13 protein-coding genes are annotated in these 17587 nt (G+C 72.6%); 3 read left to right on the forward strand and 10 right to left on the reverse strand.

Annotation, left to right across the window (positions count from 1 at the left end):
* Positions 1–38: 38 nt before the first annotated feature.
* Complete coding sequence (locus tag JOE63_RS21500; RefSeq protein WP_167550996.1) at positions 39–2228, reverse strand: cell wall-binding repeat-containing protein; 2190 nt, start codon at positions 2226–2228, stop codon at positions 39–41.
* Between the two features lie 142 nt (positions 2229–2370).
* On the opposite strand from JOE63_RS21500, the gene wecB reads away from it, so the two are divergent.
* Both wecB and JOE63_RS16890 read left to right on the forward strand, forming a co-directional pair.
* Positions 2371–3456, forward strand: a complete 1086-nt coding sequence (wecB, locus tag JOE63_RS16885) for a non-hydrolyzing UDP-N-acetylglucosamine 2-epimerase (RefSeq protein WP_204542713.1) — start codon at positions 2371–2373, stop codon at positions 3454–3456.
* 63 nt (positions 3457–3519) lie between these two features.
* Positions 3520–4716 (forward strand): glycosyltransferase, encoded by a 1197-nt coding sequence (locus tag JOE63_RS16890; RefSeq protein ID WP_157759443.1) that lies wholly within the window; start codon positions 3520–3522, stop codon positions 4714–4716.
* 36 nt (positions 4717–4752) lie between these two features.
* On the opposite strand, the gene JOE63_RS16895 is transcribed toward JOE63_RS16890, so the two are convergent.
* The 9 genes from JOE63_RS16895 to JOE63_RS16935 all read right to left on the reverse strand — a co-directional run bounded on the left by JOE63_RS16895 (position 4753) and on the right by JOE63_RS16935 (position 15454).
* Positions 4753–5916 carry a glycosyltransferase family 1 protein gene (locus tag JOE63_RS16895; protein ID WP_204542715.1) on the reverse strand — a complete coding sequence of 388 codons (1164 nt, stop codon included), beginning with the start codon at positions 5914–5916 and terminating at the stop codon, positions 4753–4755.
* A 15-nt stretch (positions 5917–5931) separates the two neighbouring features.
* Positions 5932–7713, reverse strand: a complete 1782-nt coding sequence (locus tag JOE63_RS16900; protein WP_087469591.1) for an ABC transporter ATP-binding protein — start codon at positions 7711–7713, stop codon at positions 5932–5934.
* Positions 7710–8897: a glycosyltransferase gene (locus JOE63_RS16905; RefSeq protein WP_204542717.1), complete on the reverse strand. Its 1188-nt coding sequence runs from the start codon at positions 8895–8897 to the stop codon at positions 7710–7712. The genes JOE63_RS16900 and JOE63_RS16905 overlap by 4 nt, the downstream gene beginning before the upstream one ends.
* A 91-nt stretch (positions 8898–8988) precedes the next feature.
* Positions 8989–10074, reverse strand: coding sequence for a glycosyltransferase family 2 protein (locus JOE63_RS16910; RefSeq protein WP_157759444.1), 1086 nt, complete (start codon positions 10072–10074; stop codon positions 8989–8991).
* Positions 10075–10145: 71 nt separating this feature from the next.
* On the reverse strand, positions 10146–11372 hold the full coding sequence (locus JOE63_RS16915; protein ID WP_157759445.1) for a glycosyltransferase: 1227 nt from the start codon (positions 11370–11372) through the stop codon (positions 10146–10148).
* A gap of 145 nt (positions 11373–11517) precedes the next feature.
* The gene (locus JOE63_RS16920; protein WP_157759446.1) at positions 11518–12573 is read right to left on the reverse strand and encodes a glycosyltransferase; all 1056 of its coding nucleotides are present in this window, start codon (positions 12571–12573) and stop codon (positions 11518–11520) included.
* Between the two features lie 186 nt (positions 12574–12759).
* On the reverse strand, positions 12760–14037 hold the full coding sequence (locus tag JOE63_RS16925) for a glycosyltransferase family 4 protein (protein ID WP_204542719.1): 1278 nt from the start codon (positions 14035–14037) through the stop codon (positions 12760–12762).
* Entirely contained in the window at positions 14034–14996 is a 963-nt protein-coding gene (locus JOE63_RS16930; RefSeq protein WP_087469597.1) for a glycosyltransferase family 2 protein, read from the reverse strand. The genes JOE63_RS16925 and JOE63_RS16930 overlap by 4 nt, the downstream gene beginning before the upstream one ends.
* Before the next feature lie 2 nt (positions 14997–14998).
* Positions 14999–15454 carry a GtrA family protein gene (locus JOE63_RS16935; protein WP_204542721.1) on the reverse strand — a complete coding sequence of 152 codons (456 nt, stop codon included), beginning with the start codon at positions 15452–15454 and terminating at the stop codon, positions 14999–15001.
* 132 nt (positions 15455–15586) lie between these two features.
* Here JOE63_RS16935 and JOE63_RS16940 point away from each other — a divergent pair, with 132 nt between their 5' ends.
* Positions 15587–17584 carry a SpoIID/LytB domain-containing protein gene (locus tag JOE63_RS16940; protein ID WP_204542723.1) on the forward strand — a complete coding sequence of 666 codons (1998 nt, stop codon included), beginning with the start codon at positions 15587–15589 and terminating at the stop codon, positions 17582–17584.
* The last annotated feature ends 3 nt before the right edge of the window (positions 17585–17587 follow it).

The raw sequence follows: 17587 nt of genomic DNA on the forward strand, positions 1-17587 counted from the left end.
ACCGGCCGAAGACTACCCGCGGTCGTCGGCCGGGCCGGTCACGACCCCTGCCCAGCCTCGTACCCGGCGAGCGACGCACGCACGGCGTCCGAGACGACCCCCGACCCCCCGAGCACCACGATCTGCGCCGGGTCGAGCCGGTCCAGCTCGGCCGCGACCGCTGCCGGGACGCGACTGCTCGACGTGAGCAGCACGGGCCCGCCGGCGGCCCCGGCCGCGGCGGCACCAGAGAGGCTGTCGGGGAAGTCGAGCCCGTTGGCGACGTACACGACCGGTACCCCCGGGGAGAAGGCTGCCGCGGACACGGCGGCGGACGTCCCGAAGCGGTCACTGCCCGAGGTCCGGGCCACGCCCTTCGACGCCAGTGCACCGAGCTGACCCGCGACTGCCTCGGACACCGACCCGGTCCCGCCCAGCACCACGATCCGGTCGGGCTGCAGCCGCCGGAGCTCGGCCTCGACGGAGGCAGGAACGGAGGTCGGGCCGACGAGCAGCACCGGGGCGCCGGCCGCGCCCGCCACCGGGGCGGCGGAAAGAGCGTCGGGGAACGCGAGCCCGTTCGCGACGTACACGACGGGTACGGCGGGCGCGAAGGTCGCCGACGAGATCGCCGCGGAGGTGGCGTACCTGTCGGTACCGGCGAGACGGGTCACCGTCCCGGTCGTCGCGAGGTCCGAGAGCTGCGCGACGACGGTCCCGGAAACCACGCCCGACCCGCCGAGCACGACGATCTCCTGCGGCCGGAGCCGGCGGAGCTCGGCGGCGACGGGAGCCGGCACGGCACCGGGTGCGACCAGCAGCACCGGAGCGCCGGAGACGACTGCGGCGGCGCCGCCGGAGAGCGCGTCGGGGAACGCGAGCCCGTTCGCCACGTAGGCGACGCGCGCCCCCGGTTCGAACGTCGCGGCGGAGATCGCCGCCGAGGTGGCGTACCGGTTGGCCCCCGAGACCCGTTCGACCATCTCCGCGCGGAACGCCTGGTAGTGCCCGGCCGCGAGCTCGCGGATACGCGCCAGCTTCCCGTAGGCGAGCGTCCCGGGGCACTCGGTCTGGTGGGTGTCCCGGTGACCGAAGATGCGCGGGAGGACCACCGACTGCCCGGCCTCGAACCGTCCACCGGCCGTCTTGCTCGCCGCCGTGAACGTGGTGCTCCCGGCAGGGTCGACGCCGTACTGCGCCAGGCGGAACGCGATGATCCGCGCGACTCCGTCGAGCTGGGCGTCCGTCGGGGTCACGCTCGTGAACGTGCCGACCATCGCCACGCCCACAGTGCCCGTGTTGAAGCCCCCGGTGTGCGCACCGATGAGCGCCGACTCGATGCTGGAGTCGGCGCCCTCGTAGACGTTGCCCCACTTGTCGACGAGGAAGTTGTAGCCCAGGTCGCACCAGCCGTTCCCCTTCGGCGGCTCCGCCTGGTGGAACGCCTGGTCGTTCCGGATGATCTGCATCAGCTGCGCTGTGGTCGTGTAGTCGTTCGCGTTGACCGTGTGGTGGACGGTGCCGCCCTTGAGCGCGGGAGCGGAGTCCCAGGCGCACGACGCCGGAGCGGCGCCCCACTGTTCGCGGGTCACGATCGCCGGTCCGGCCACGCTCGCGGTCGCGGCGTCCGTGGTACGGGCCTCGGTCACCGGACCGGACCGCCGCGCGGTGGGCGACCCCGTCAGCGCGGACGAGACCGTCGTCACCCGGATGCCCTCAGGCAGCACCGCACCGGCCTCGACGGTGGAGACCTGCACCTCCTCCGACTGGCCCACGTAGACCGTGCTCGACGTCACGATCTCGCTGTGGCTGCCGGAGTCCGCTCCGTCGGCCGACCGCTCCACGTGGATCCACGGTCCCCACGCGCCGTCGACCGCCCGCGCGCGCAGCCGGAGCTCCGGGACCGCGGGGTCGAGGTCCGACGGCCAGGTCACGGCAGCGGTCTGGAAGCCGTCCGCGACGACGACGACACCGCTCGAGGTCGGGTCGTGCGACTCGACGGTGGCCGGCGTCGTGCCGAGCCGCGGCAGCGCAGCAGGTGCGTCCGGTGCCGCCGCAGAGGCTTCCTGCGGCCCGGCGACCGCTGACCGCGGCAGGGCGGCGGCGGACGCTGCGGGCGCGGCCGAGAGCGCCAGCAACGGCACTAGGCCGAGGGCGAGAAGTCGTGCGACGACGGCACGCGCGGGCTCAGCCGCCCGGTGCGCCGTCGAGCTGCTGGTCGGGGTCTTCCGTGCTTCGTCGCGCGCCACGGTCTCGCCTCCTGGGTACGTGGGCAGTCCGCGTAGACGAAGACGGCGGACGGTGCGTGAACCTAGCCCAGATCCCTTCCCAGGAAAAGCCCCATTCCGGGCGGGGCGCTCGCCGTACCCGCTCCCGATAGCATCGACGACCGTGAAGATCCTCAGCGTCGTCGGCGCGCGCCCCCAGTTCGTCAAGCTCGCACCGATCGCCCACGCGGCGGCTGCCGCGGGCGTCGAGCACGTCATCGTCCACACCGGGCAGCACTACGACCCGATGCTGTCGGACGTGTTCTTCCGAGACCTGGGCATCCCTGCGCCGGACGTGCACCTGGGGGTCGGATCGGGCAGCCACGGCGTGCAGACAGGGGCCATCCTCGGCGCCCTCGACGGGGTGCTCGACGAGCACCGCCCCGACTGGGTGCTCGCCTACGGCGACACGAACTCCACGCTCGCGGCCGCCGTCTCGGCGGTGAAGCTGCACGTCCCGCTCGCGCACCTGGAGGCCGGCCTCCGGTCGTTCAACCGGCGCATGCCGGAGGAGCACAACCGCGTGCTCACGGACCACGCAGCCGACCTCTGCCTCGCACCGACGCAGGTCGCGATGGACCACCTCGCCTCCGAGGGGCTCGCCGGTCGCTCCGTCCTCGTCGGCGACGTGATGACCGACGTGCTCTTCCAGGTGCGGGACGCCGTCGCCGACCGCGACGTCCCGATCCTCGACGAGCTCGACCTCGTCACGGGCGAGTTCTACCTCGCCACGATCCACCGTGCGGAGAACACCGACGACCGGGCGCGGATGGCGATGATCGTCGAGGCTCTCGCCGGGCTGGACCGTCGGGTCGTGCTGCTCGCGCATCCCCGGGTGGTCGCGAAGGCGGCGGAGCACGGCCTCTCGCTCGACACGGGCGCGCTGCGCTCCCACGCGCCCCTCGCCTACCCCGACCTGGTCGCGGCGTCCCTGCGCAGCCGCGGCGTCGTCACCGACTCGGGGGGCCTGCAGAAGGAGGCGTTCCTGCTGCGGGTCCCGTGCACCACGATCCGGACGGAGACCGAGTGGGTCGAGACGGTCGAGCTCGGCTGGAACGTGCTCGCCAACGACGTGGTGGCGATCCGCGACGCCGTCGCACGGCCCGTGCCCGCCGCGACCGAGGAGGCCCCCTACGGTGACGGGGACGCCGCCCGGCGGGTCGTGGAGACGCTCGTGGAGCTCGCCTCGACGGTGCCGGACCGGGCCTGACGGAGCTCGGATAGGATCGCGGTCGGCGTCGGCGGGCGCCCGTCGACGAGAGATGAGGCCTGAGTGACCAGCCCGAACGGACCGCGATCAGCCCTCGTGCTCTCGTACTCGGTCATCGAGTCGGACCCGCGGGTCCGACGGCAGGTGGACTGGCTCACCGGTGCGGGATGGGCGGTCGACACGCTCGGGCTCGGCGGCCGACCGACCACGACCGTCAGGCAGCACTTCCTGCTCGAGGAGCCGTCCCGCTGGGTGACGACGCGATCCGGGGTGCTCGCGTCGCAGCTCCTGCTCCCGGCCAGGGTGCGGTTCCGGCGACAGATCGTCGACCGGATCCCGCGCGCCGCACGGGAGAGGCTGCGCTCCGGGCAGTACGACCTCGTCGTGTTCAACGAGACGGAGTTCGGCCCGCTCCTCGACGACCCGACCGTCTTCACGCCGGAGGCCCTGCAGGCACGGCTGCACCTGGACCTGCACGAGTACCACAACCCCGTCCAGCGACGTCAGACCCTCGGCGCACGGATCACCGGCCCGCACTACCGGTGGGTGCGGAGCTTCATCGGGCATCGCGCCTTCACGTCCCGCTCGGTCGTGAACGCCCCGATCGGTCGGCTCTACGTCGACGAGTTCGGCGTCGAGCCCCTGGTCCCGGTACGCAACATCCCGCCGTTCGTCGACCAGGAGCCGAGCCCGGTCGACCCGGGCGAGACACGGCTGCTCTTCCACGGGCTCGCGTCGTGGAAGCGGGGGTTCGACGCGATCCTCGAGGCCATGACGGTGCTGCCCGAGCGGTTCACCATGACGTTCATGCTCATGCCGAACCCGGCGGTCCACGCACGGCTCCGGGAGCAGGTCGACGCGCACCCGGCCCGTGACCGCATCCGGATCGTGCCTCCGGCGCCCATGCGCGAGCTGGCGCAGCGGATCAACGAGTACGACCTGGAGATCATCTTCTACCGACCGCTCGAACGGAACCTCGAGTTCGCCCTCCCGAACAAGTTCTTCGAGGCGGTCCAGGGACGGCTGGGGGTCGTCGTCGGCGAGAGCCCGGCCATGGCCGAGCTCGTCCGCGAGCACGGGATCGGCGTGGTGGTCCCCGGCTTCGACGCCGCCGATCTCGCGACGGCGCTGGAGGGCCTCACGCCCGACGACGTCGTCCGCGTCAAGGCCGCGTCGGACCGCGCCGCCGACGTGCTCAACGCGGAGGTCGAGCGCGAGGCCTTCCTCGCCGCCGTCGAGAACGGCACCCGAGCCGGCTGAGGGAGCCGGCGTCGACGCACAGACGCCCGCGACCGGTCAGTCTGCCCGTCGGGCCGGCCGGAGCCCCTCCACTGCTCGCTGCCAGACCGGTAGCTGCGCCTCCGCGGAGAGCTCGCGGGCGGCCGCGTCCGCGGCACGCTTCCAGCCGTCGACACGCTCGGGCGTCAGCTCGTCGATGACCGCGCGGATGGCGTCCACGTCGAACCCGTCCGTCACCGCCCCGAGTCCGTGCTCCCGCACGAGGCGGGCCATCGCGGGCGTCGGGCCGACGACGACCCCGACGCGCGCCTGGACGTAGTCGAAGAACTTGTTCGGGAGCGCGAGCGCGTTGTTGGTGACGGTCGGGGGCAGGACGTGGATGCCGACGTCGTACGTGTTGACGAGCGCGAGGAGCTCGTCGTGCGGGACCGCGTCCTCGACACGCACTCGTCCGTCGGTTTCCTCGGCCAGCGCGCGGAGCTCCGCGACATAGCCGGGGTCGTTCCCCGTGAGGAAGAGGGTGAGTCGCACGTCCGCGGTCGATGCCGCCACCGCGTTCACCATGTTCTCGAGCCGCCTGCCCCGCAGCGACGCCCCGGGGTGGACGATCCGGACGGGGTCTGCGACCGGAGCCGGCTCCATGGCGACGTACGAGGGCGAGTTCGTCACGACGCCGAGGTCGAGCCCGAAGGGTCGGTAGGCCTCGGCCACGCTCGCCCCGACGGTCGTGAGCGAGCCCGCGCGGGGTGCATACCGCCGGATCAGCCACTCCAGGTAGGGCTGACGCACCCGCACCCAGCGAGGATTGTCGTCGTGCAGTCCCGGGTAGAACTCGTGCAGGTCCCCGTGCACGCTGCTCCCCGGGGCGAGCCGGAGCGCGATCGGCAGGCTCTCGATGTCGTTCGCGAGGATGCGGGCCGGCCGCTCCCGGCGGAGCGCCCGCCACGCGGAACGCACGGCGGGCTGGCTCCAGTAGAGGAGCCGGTAGGCGTGCAGGCGCAGGAGCAGGGCCTCGACGTAGAACCGCGCCCGTCGGCGCCAGCCGGCTGACGGCGGCACCCGGAGCTCGATGTGCCGCTCCGCACCAGGTACCGGCGGCCCCCACCCCGCTGTGACCACACGGTACGTCTCGGCGAACAGCGCGATCTGGCGGCGCAGCCGGGCGTCCTGCTCCAGCCGGGAGAAGGAGAGGATGAGCAGGGTGTCCGTCGTGGCGGTCATGGTTCGCCTCGCCGCCTAGACGAGGCCCGCGAGGCTGGCCTGCTGGTGGAACGCCGGGCTCACGGCCACGACGTCGTCGAACGTCCCCGACGCGACGATCTCCCCCGACTCCATGTAGAGGATCTGGTCCGCGTCGCGGATCGTGGAGAGCCGGTGCGCGACCGAGATCACCGTGATCTCGCCGGCGAGCTCGTTGATCGCCGCCGCCACGTCCGCCTCCGTCTTCGTGTCGAGGGCGCTCGTCGCCTCGTCGAGCACGACCACGAGCGGGTCCGAGTACAGCGCCCGCGCGATCCCCAGTCGCTGCCTCTGGCCGCCGGAGAGCGCCAGCCCTCCCTCTCCGATCCGCTCGTCGATCCCTCGGGATCGAGCGGTCACGGCGTCCCAGAGCTGGGCACGCCGCAGGGCCCTCTCGACCCTGTCGCGATCGAAGTCGCCGCCCCAGGTCAGGGCGACGTTCTGGGCGATCGAGCCGTCGAACAGCGCGACGGCCTGTGGCACGTAGCCGACGTGGCGGCGCCATTCGGAGGGCCGTTGGGCGTGGGCCCCGCCTCCGAACGAGACGGTCCCTCCGCTCGGTTCGAGCAACCCGAGGAGGATGTCCACCAGCGTCGACTTGCCGGCACCGGAAGCACCGACGATCCCGACCGTCGAACCGAACGGGATCGTCAGCTCGACGTCCCGCAGGGCCGGCTCGGTCCCCGTCGGGTACGTGTAGGAGACGTCCCGCATCTCGATCGCCAGCGAGCTGGGGAGCGCGGGGCCCGCGTCGTCGTCCTCGGGGTTCGCGGTGGCACGCTCACGAGAGCGCTCGATGTCGCCGATGATCGTCCGGATGTAGGGGTCCGCCGAGACCGAGCTCGTGACGATCGACTGGAACGAGGTGATCGACGGCACCAGCCGGAAGCCGGCGATGCCGAACAGGGCGAGCGCGGAGACGGCCTCGGTCATGCCGCCCACGGCGAAGCCGACGCCCCCGGTCAGCACGAACCCGCCGATGACCGCCGCGTCGAGGACGAACCTCGGGACGGCCCTCAGGAAGTACAGGTTCGACCTCGCCCGGGAGGTCCGTGCACGGGTCGTGGCGACGGCCTGCGCGACCTCGTCCTCCTTCTCCCGGAGCGTGATCTCCTTGAGCGCCGCCATCATGCCGGTGAGAAGGCCGGCGACCTTGAGCGACGAGTCGCGGGCGACCCGCGCCGCCACCCGCGTGCGCCTCCCCAGCACGTAGTACTGGAGGACACCGATACCGCCGAGGTAGGCCAGCGTGATCGCCGCCGTGAACGGCTGCTGGAGGAAGATGATGACGACCACCCCGACGGCGGTGACGAGGAGGCCGGGCACCGTCGTCAGGGGCAGCAGCAGCCCACCCACGACGCTCGAGACCCCGCCGTCGGTGAGCTGGATGACCCTCGGCGTGCTGATGTTGATCCGCTCGGTCCACGGCGAGTGGATGTAGGACCGGAAGAGGTGGTCGCCGACCGAGAGCTCGAAGCCCGCGAAGTGCCGTGTCGCCTTCCACTGGAGGGCCACGCCCATCGCGGACTTGAGCAGGACGACGCCCGAGAGGACCACGATCAACGCCGGCACGGAGCTGATCGGGATCGTCCCGATCAAGGGGATCGTGAAGTCGCCCCCGGTGACCGCCGCCGCGAGGACGCTGGAGAGCAGCATGAGCGCCACGACGTCGAGCACGGAGAGGAACGCCGACCCGATGGAGAAGATGATGAGGAAGCGCTGCGCGCTGCGGGGCAGGTAGGGCGAGATCGACCGGTACTGGTCGAGAAGTCGCTTCATCGTGCCACCACCGTGCCGTAGAGCTCGTTCGCCCGGGCGAACTCGTGCTCCCACGTCATCTCCGGCGCGGCACGGCGAGCGGCCTCGCGGTAGCCGTCTCCCGCCGCGAGCACGTCGGAGACCGCCCGGGCGAGCGCGGCGACGTCACGCGCCGGAGCGACGACACCGATCCCGAGGGAGGTGACGACCGCGGCCACGTCCTCGGCGTCGGAGGCGACGACGGGCAACCCCGCCTGGATCGACTGGAACAGCTTGTTGGGCAGGCTGTAGATCGAGTTGAGGCTCACGGGCTGCGGGTAGACGACCGACACGTCGGCGTCGGAGATCGCCGTGGGCACCTCGTCGGACTCCACGGGGTCGACGAACCTCACCCGGTCGGCCACCCCGTGCTCTCGTGCCACGGAGGCGATGTGGTCCCGGGAGCGCTGAGGCGCCGGGCCGATCAGGGCGAGATAGACGTCGTCGGGAAGGAGCGCCAACGCCTTGACCGTCTCGGCGACACCGCGTGCCGGTCCGATGAGTCCGACGTGGACGACGAGGCGGGCGCCCTCGGGGACGTCGGCGGCGGATCGCAGGATCCCACGGCTCCCCGGCACCGGCAGCGAGGCGGCCAGCGGCACGTTCCGGACCAGCGTCGGCTGCGTGTCGAGGGAGAAGCGGTCGGTCATCCAGCGCTGGATCCCCTGGGAGACGGTGATGGTCCCGGCCCACCGAGAGGAGGCCCGGTCGAGGATCCACCGGTAGTAGGCGGCGATCCTGGGGGGCAGGGTCTGCGCCTCCCAGATCTCGTGCGCGTCGTAGACGAACGGCCTCCGCGTCACGAGGCGCACCAGGATGGCGGCGAAGAGCGTGTCGGCGTCGTGGGCGTGGACGAGGTCGGGCTTCCACCGACGGATCGCCACCGCGGCGCGCAGGGCGAACGTCCACTGGCGCAGCCCGAGCTGGAGCCATCGGCGCCGCGACTTCGGCCCGGGCTTGACCCGGTCTGCGGTGCGCTGGCGCGGGCCGAGACGGACGATCACGCCGCCGCTCGGCCGGCGTTCCTCACCTGGAGGAAAGCGGGACACACCGCCGCCCACGGCGAAGAGCCGCGCTTCGTGGCCGTTCGCGGCGGCCGAGTCGAGGTACTTCAGGACCCGCGCGTCGCCATGGGTGTCGTTGTGGACGATGTACGCGATGCGCATGTGTCTCCAGGGAAGGGTTCGAGAACCGGGCGAGTCTACCGAAGCGCACCGCTCGTCCCCGAAACTCGCGGGACGTGACGGACGCTCGGGATCACCGCCGTGAGAGGACCGAGGCGACCATGAACCGCAGGGGGGCCTCCCGGGCGAGGAGGCGGGACGGGTCACGTGTCAGCAGTGCGGCCGGGCTCCGGAAGCGACGGCGTGCGACGCCGCGCGCGAAGAGGACCTCCACGGGTGTTCCCAGGTCCAGCACCGCGTCCAGCACACGCCGGTCGGCGATCGAGAGGACACGTTCCGCACCGGGAGCGAGGTCGAGGATCTGCCGCGTCACCGCGCGCAGGTCGGCGCGTTCCTGTGGCGTCCAGAACGCAGGGTCCGGGCGGTTGTGCACCGCCCCGAAGACCTGGACGCGCAAGAACTTCACCGCGTACGAGGCCCTCTCCCGCGGACCCAGCCCCACGAACCGCGAGTCCTCCAGCAGGCTCTCCAGGTAGGTGAACTCTTCGGCGACGGGCTTGGGCCGGAAGGTCACCCGGTCGGAGGCGTCCGCCCCGATGACGTACGCGGGACCGGTACGGTCGTAGCTGATCCGTCGGCGCGAGAACCAGATCGAGAGCACGAACGCGATGTCGCCACCGACCGGTGCCCCCTCCGTGAGTCGCAGCGTGGGGAAGGCCGCACGCCGGACGATGCCGAGCGGTGCGCTGCGGTAGGCGAGCCGGTCGCGCGAGCCCTCGAGGCGGCGGGTCCGCCACGGCCGCACCGGCGGTGTCGGGACGTACGCGCCGGAGGCGTGCCGCAGGTGCGTCACCACCATGTCGGCGTCGTCGGCCCGCTGCCGCGCCACCCAGGAGTCGACCGCTCCCGGTTCGAGCAGGTCGTCGGAACCCATGATCGAGACGAAGGGCGCCGTGGCCTCGTCCAGCCCCCGGTTGAAGGGACCCGACGGTGAGCGCAGCCCGTCTCGATGCTCGATCGTGCGCACCCGGGGGTCGTCGACCAGCGCACCCAGCTTCTCCGCGATCGCGCCCGCGTCGATGTTGTGGCAGACGACCGTGACCCGCAGCGGGGTGCGTGTGTGGGCGAGCACCGACGCCACCGCACGCTCGACGGGACGCGCCGTGCTGTGGACGGCGACGACGAGGTCGACGACGGGATCGGACGACAGCTCTGCCACTGCTCCTCCTGCTCGATCGTTCGTGGTGCCGACACCGGGCGGTGCGGCACGGCGTCGCTGCGCCGGACGGTTCACGGACCCAGCAGGAACGCGCGAAGTGCCGCCGCGGAGAGCGTCCCGTCGTGCACGGACGCGACGAAACCGGGTCCCGCAGCAGCCTTCGTCCGGTAGGTCTCGCGGTCCTCCGCGATCTCGAGGAGGACGTCCCGCAGGGTGTCTGGCGTCGCCTCGACCACCGGCAGGTCCCGGCCCGTGGCGTCACGGACGTGGTCGCGCACCGACGACGTGACGTGCCCGACCACCACCCTCCCGGACGCCATCGCCTCGCACGCGGCGACACCGTAGCTGCCGACACGGAACTGGTCGAGGACCACGTCGGCACGCGCGTAGACGGCCGGCATCTGCGACGCCGGCACCCCCTGCACGTGCTCGTAGTCCAGGACGCCCTCCGCGGCGAGCCGTTCGAGGACCGGGTTGATGAGGTTCGTCCCCTTCACGGCCGAGCTGCTCGGGACGTGGACGACGCGGAGGCGGGTCCGTTCGAGCGCGTCCGCCTCCGCGTGCCAGCGGTCGCCGTCGACCACGACGGGGCACCAGGTCGCCGCCGGGACGTCCTCCAGCAGGTCCGGTGTCGAGACGAAGACGGGGGCGCCCAGGGCGGCGAGGCCGGCGAGGTTGCGCCGGGCGGTCTCCTCCAGCACGTCGAAGCGCGGGTCGTCGTGGAACGGCGACCACGGGCTGGCCGCCCGGTGTCGGCTCGGCAGCCGCACGTCGGTCCCGTGGCACATCATCGCCACACCCAGGCCCGTCTCGCGCAGCATCCGCGCCTCGGTGAAGGCATCGCCGCCGTGGAGCCGACCGAAGAGGGGACGCTCCGCCTCGAACATCACGTGCGTGAACCTCCGCACGTATCCCTCCCGCTCCTGCTGCCACCGCCGGCTCATCAGATAGGTGGCGATGGGCACGGTGTCGTCGGCCGGGAAGCGGAAGCCGTGGTCAGCCTCTGCGACCATGTTGACCGCGCCGACCCCGTCGAGCTCGCGCTCCACGGCCCGACACCAGAGGTACCCCTGACCCGCGTAGTTCGTGGGTGCCACGTAGAGCCGCACGGACCCCTCCGGCACCCGGGGGGGCGGGACGACAGTGCCACCGACGGCGACGCCCCCGAGTCGCTGGACCGCGCGTCCGAGCGGCCCCGTGCCGGGTGCCACCAGCCGGTCGATCATCGCGTTGACACGCCGTGGCAGCCGGGAGCGCTTCGCCACCAGGCTGCTGACGAGCTTGTTGACCACGCTCACGGCCGTCTCCCCTCGACTCCCGCCGTCGGTACGCCGGCCGCGGGGCAGGGACGCTCGACGGCGCGCGAGCCACCCCGGGTGTCGTGGTCAACCATCATGGCGGTACGCATGGCGCTCCAGGTCACGGATCAGGAACCGGGTGAGTCTACCGAGACGGGGAGCCGGGGCTGGACAAGAACGACTCCAGCGCTCGGGCGGACGCGCGGCCGTCGTGGAGAACCTGGACGAACCCGGGGCCACGGGCGGCCGTCGCGCGCGCATCCTCCCGTCGGTCGAGGACGTCGAGCAGCACCGCACGGAGGGTGTCGCCCGTCGCCTCGACCACGGGAAGATCCTGTCCAGCTGCGCGCCCCGCGACCGAGCGCGACTGCTCGGACACGTGCGAGACGACCACCCGGCCGGCGGCCATCGCCTCGCACGCCGCCACACCGTAGATCCCCATGCGGAGCTGGTCGACGACGACGTCCGACTCGCGGTACAGCCTGAGCATCCCGTCCCGGTCGAGACCGGTGGCCTGGCGATACTCGACGAGCCCCTCCCGTTCGAGCTCCCGGAGCACCGGCTCGACGAGGTCGGTTCCCTTGAGCGCAGCGCGGCTCGGCGCGTGCACGACGACCGGGACGTCGCGCTCGAGCGGCGTCCCGGGCTCCCTCCACCGCTCGACGTCCACCGTCACGGGGAGCCATGTCGCCCACGGGACGTCGAGCAGCAGGTCGGGTGTGGAGACGAACGCCGGGACGCCGTCCTCGTGGAGGCGTCGAAGCAGGTCCAGGTTGCGCTCGGCGCGGGCCTGCAGCAGCGGGGTGTCACGGTAGGACTCGAGCAGGAACGGCGACCAGGGGTCGCGCGCCGCGTGAGCGCTCGGCAGCCGGACGTCGCTGCCGTGGCAGAGAGTCGCCACGGCGGCGCCGGAGTCGCGCAGCTCGCGGATCTCCCCCGTCACGCCGCGGCCGAGCGCTGGGAACAGGGGGAGCTGCGACTCGACGATCACGTGGCTGAAGCGCCGTACCGCCCTGAGCTGGGCGACCTGCCATGCCCTCGACCCGCGCAACGGGAACGGAGCGTCGACGTCGGCGGGGAAAGGCAAGGATCGTCGGTAGGTCATGTTGCGCGCACCGACCCCGTCGAGGAACTTCTCGGCGGACCGCGCCCATTCCCAGCCCTGTCCCGCCGAGTTCGCCGGGCCGACGAAGAGACGCACAGGAGCCCTGGGGACCTGTACGCGCGGGACGACGGCGCCCCGGCGCCCTCTCGCCCGGACGACCCGCAGGAAGAGCGCCGGCGGGAGCCACGAGATGATCCACCACGCGGCCCGACGGATCAGCGAGGGCGGACGACCGTTCACGGCGAACCCGGCGGAACGACGTGGATGCTGGCACACAGCGCGTCAGGGCCGTGATCGGTGCGTCGCACGACGGATCCCCTCCCCCGCGCGTCGCCGGAGCCGGGAACCCACCACACCGAGGACCGACCGAGCGGCGATCACGGACGTCGAGCGCACCGAGAGGTGCTCCTCGGCCCACGCCGCGACCCGGAGCCGCTCGTCGTCCGACGGCGGCGCCTCGAGCATCTCCACCAGTGCGCGCGCGACCGCGTCGGACGCGTGCGGGACCACCCGGCCCGCGGTCGCCCGCTCGATGATCTGTCCTACCGGACCGGGTCCGGCCTGCAGCACCGGCGTACCGACGGCCATCGCCGCGAGCGCCTTGGTGGGGATCGCGAACTCGTACCCCGACTCGGGCCGGATGCTCGAGAGCGCGACGTCGGCACCGCGGAGCCAGCGGGCGGCCTGGGCAGCGGGTTGCTGCGGCAGGAACGTCACGCTCGCTCCGCCGTCGGGCATCGCGGCCGCCATCTCGGCGAGCCGGCCGTGCATGCTGCCTCGTCCGAGGAACACGAGGCGCGCGCCGGGGACCTCCTGCACGACGCCGGGCCAGGCCTCGAGGAAGACCTCGGCGCCGTGCCACTCCGAGGCGTTGCCCGCGTACACGGCGAACGGGCCCCGGCCCTCGGGTGCGAGCGGCACGACGTCGGCGTTGAAGGTCGCGGTGTCGACGCCGTGCCGCACGATGGTCGTCCGAGGGGCGCCGAGCTGCGACGCCCGCGCCTCGACCGCGTCCGTCACGGTGAGGACAGCCGACGCACCGCGCAGGGCGAAGCGCTCGAGCGCGCGCACGATGCCCACCACGAGCCGGGGCGCACCGGTCGACCCCGCCGCGTCCGAGACGATGTCGGCCGCGTAGTAGACGTACGGCACCCGTCGCAGGGCGCACACCAGGCGCACCACCGCCCCCGTGGTCGGCGGTGGCTCGGCCACGACCACGTCGGGCCGTCGGCCCGCGAGCAGGCGGAGGAAGAGGGGCACGTCGAAGCTCAGGTACGGCACGTATCCCCGGACGTACCCGCTGGCGTCCCGGAGCACGGGGCGGCGCCGCACCCGGACTCGCTCGTGCTCGGGGCCCGAGCCCATCGACGCGGGCACCGAGGCCGTCACGACGGTGACCTCCGCCCCCTCGTCCGCGAGTGCCGAGGCGAGCGCAGCGAGGCGGAAGGACGCCGCGGCCGGCTCAGGCAGGAAGATCCGCGACGCGATCGTGACGCGGGCCGTCCGCCCCGCGCGGCGAACGTCGTCGCCCTCGCCGCGGAGCTCCTTCTCGGGGCTCATCCCTCGTCGAACGGGGCGAGCGTCGGCGTGTCGGGGCTCTCCTGGATGTCGAGCTGCAACGACGACACGAGCATCTGGACACCGAGCACGAAGGGGGTCACCGCCAGGAGGACCGTGCCGGCCGTGGCGGGCGGGGAGTCCCAGGTCGCGGCGATGATCCAGATGCCCGCGGCGACGCCCAGGAGCGTGAGGAGGAGGCCCGAGAACAGGAGCAGCGCGACCGCCGAGAACGACCAGAGGACGTACCGGTACCAGATCCGGTACCAGTACCCGCGGAAGAGCAGGCTGAGCAGCTCGGGGACCACCTTGCCGAGGCGGATGCTCGACACCTCGTTGCCGTACACCGCCGGGATCGGGACGTCGACGGCCGCCGTGCCCGCGACGTTCAGGTGGATCAGCAGGTCGTTCTCGAAGCTGTAGCGCTCGGCGACGCGGTCGAGCGCGAGCTTCTCGAGCACCGACGTCCGGATGGCCGTGTAGCCGTTCTGCGGGTCGAAGAGGTGCCAGTACCCCGACGCGAACTTCGTCAGGAACGAGAGCACGATGTTCCCGAACACGCGGTACCGCGGCATCCCCGTGTACGAGTCGGGACGGAAGAAGCGGTTCGCCTTCGCGAACCCGTAGCCGCCGGACGTCACGGGGTCGAGGAGGTCGGGCAGGTAGTTCGGGTCCATCTGGGCGTCGCCCGCCATGATGACGTTGACGTCCGAGCCCAGCTCCATCGCGGTGCGGTGCCCGGTGATGATGGCCCCGCCGACGCCCTTGTTCACCTCGTGGCGCACGAGCGTGACGCGCGGGTCGTCCAGCGCCTTCACGGCGTCGGACGTCCCGTCGGGGCTGCAGTCGTCCACGATGACGATGTCGTCGACGAAGTCCGGCATCGTGGTGACGACCGTCGCGATCATCGCCTCCTCACGATAGGCCGGCACGACGGCGGCGATCCGCGCGCCCTTGTACATCCTCAGCTCTCCTTGTGGTCGTGCTCGACGGGCAACGGGGGCCCTGCTCGGTCGTCTGCGGGCGGGGTGGGGGCAGCGCGCCCACCGAAGACCCAGTAGCGGTAGGCGAAGTAGTTCCAGACGGTCTGCGCGACGGTGACCGCGACCTTGCCGACGGCAAAACCCCAACCGAGGTGCTCGAAGACACCGACCACCGCGATGTTCGCGAGCGAGTTCGCCGCCAGGAGGACGCCGTACCGCCACAGCGCCGGCCCGGTCGGCATCGCACCGCCGAAGGCGTAGCGCCGCTGGAGCGTGAAGTTGAACGCGAAGCTCCCCCAGAACCCGACCGCCGTCGCGAGCCACAGCGGCGCGCCCAGCACCCGGTAGGTCAGAGCCAGCAGCCCGAGGTCGAGGAGGAAGGCGAAGCCGCCCACCAGCAGGTAGCGGAACGCCGAGTGCTCGAGCACTGTCCGCACGACGCCTGCCAGGGTTCCCCCTCGTCTCGGGTCGGGCACCGCGCCCGACGACGCCCCAGGGTACCTGCCCGCCGGGCGCCCTCCCGTCACCCGACCTACCGTGGATCGGACCGAGGGCTACGGAGGTCACCCATGGGCGCACGGAAGAGGATGACGGCGTCGTTGCTGACGGCCGTCCTGGTCGGGACGTCGTTCGTCGCGCAGTCCGTCACCGCGCACGCGGACACGCTCACCCAGGAACGGGTGGTCCTCGGCACCGGCACGACCGTCACGGTCGCGGGGCGAGGCTTCGGTCACGGCCGCGGGATGTCGCAGTGGGGGGCACGGGCGGCCGCTGCGCAGGGGGTGGGCTACCAGCAGATCCTCGACGCGTACTACCCCGGCACGACACGGGTCACCCAGGCAGCGAGCACGATCAGCGTCCTCATCAGCGGCGACACCGACAACGACGTCCGCATCCTCGCGGTCCCGGGCATGACGGCGAGCGACGCGGCCTCGACCGGCACCCCGATCAGCTTCGGCGGCGCGACGCCGCAGCAGTGGCGCATCGTGCGCGGCCCCGGCGGGTTCGTGCTGCACGGGCTCGTCGGCGGGTCCTGGCGGCAGTGGTCGCAAGGCGCCTCCCCCGGCTTCCTGAGCATCGCCGCGCCGTCGGGGTTCATCCGGCTGATCAGGCCCGACGGCACGCAGACGGACTACCGCGGCACCGTCCGAGCCGTCCCCTCCGGGACGAGCCCCGGGCAGCAGACCGTGAACGTGGTGGGCCTCGAGGACTACCTGCGCTCCGTCGTGCCGGCGGAGTCGCCGTCGAGCTGGCCGGCGGACGCGCTGCGGGCGCAGGCCGTCGCCGCGCGCACCTACGCGTCGTACGACCGCGCGCACCGGTCGGGCTCCTGGCAGACGTGCGACACCACCGCCTGCCAGGTCTACCCCGGGCACAAGAGCTTCACCTCCGCGGGGGTCGAGACGCGCCACCACGAGGCGGCCTCGACCGACGCCGCCGTCGCCGCGACCTCGGGGCAGGTGCGCCACTACGGCGGCAGTCTCGCCTTCACCCAGTTCGGCTCGTCGAACGGCGGCTGGAGCGCGGCAGGGTCCTTCCCCTACCTCCCGTCCCGACCGGACCCCTGGGACGCGCAGGGCAACCCCGTGCACGCGTGGAGCGTCTCGCTCCGGGCCTCGGACGTCGGCGCGCGGTACCCGCAGATCGGCTCGCCGCGCAGCATCGACGTCACGTCGCGGACCGGCGACGGGGAGTGGGGCGGGCGCGTGGTCCGGGTCGTCGTCACCGGATCGGCAGGCTCGGTCGCGCTCACGGGCGCGCAGTTCCGCAGCGCCTTCGGTCTGCGCTCCGACTGGTGGAAGCTCACCGGCACGAGCCGGCTCGACAGCGACTCCACCAACGACGGGCGCGTGGACGTCCTCGGCCAGTGGGCCGACGGCCGTCTCACGGCGTACCTCGGGGACGGCGACGGGCGGTTCGTCGGCAGCCGCCCGGCGGGTCACGACTGGCAGACGATGCGGCTCGCGGTCCGGGCCAACGACCTCGACCGCGACGGTCGCGACGACGTCCTCGCCGTCGACTCTGCCGGGCGACTGTGGCGCTACCCGACGACGGCGTCCGGGACGCTCGGCACCCGCGTCCAGGCCGGTCGCGGCTGGGGCGCCATGCGCTTCCTCGTCGCCCCGGGCGACGTCGGACGCGACGGGTCGGCGGACCTGCTCGCGGTCGACACGTCGGGACGGCTCTGGCTGTACCCGGGCCTGGGGAACGGCACCCTGGGCGACGCCGTGCTCGTCGGCAGCGGGTGGAACGCCATGACGTGGGTCGGTGGCGGCGGCGACTGGAACGGCGACGGCTGGTCGGACCTCCTCGCTGTCGACACGGGCGGGCGCCTCCTGCTCTACCGGGGCGACGGTGCGGGAGGGTTCACCCCCGTGCAGATCGGCTCCGGCTGGCGGGGCATGCGGTTGCTGACCCTGGTGAACGACTTCGGTCGCGACGGCGTGCCGGACCTGCTCGCGGCGGACTCGTCCGGCCGGTACTGGCTGTACCCGTGGACGGGATCACGGTTCGCCGGCCGTGTCCAGGTCGGCACCGGGTGGGGCGGGATCGTCCGGACCCTGTAGGCG

The organism is Cellulosimicrobium cellulans, assembly GCF_016907755.1.
In the GTDB taxonomy this organism is placed as follows: domain Bacteria; phylum Actinomycetota; class Actinomycetes; order Actinomycetales; family Cellulomonadaceae; genus Cellulosimicrobium; species Cellulosimicrobium cellulans_D.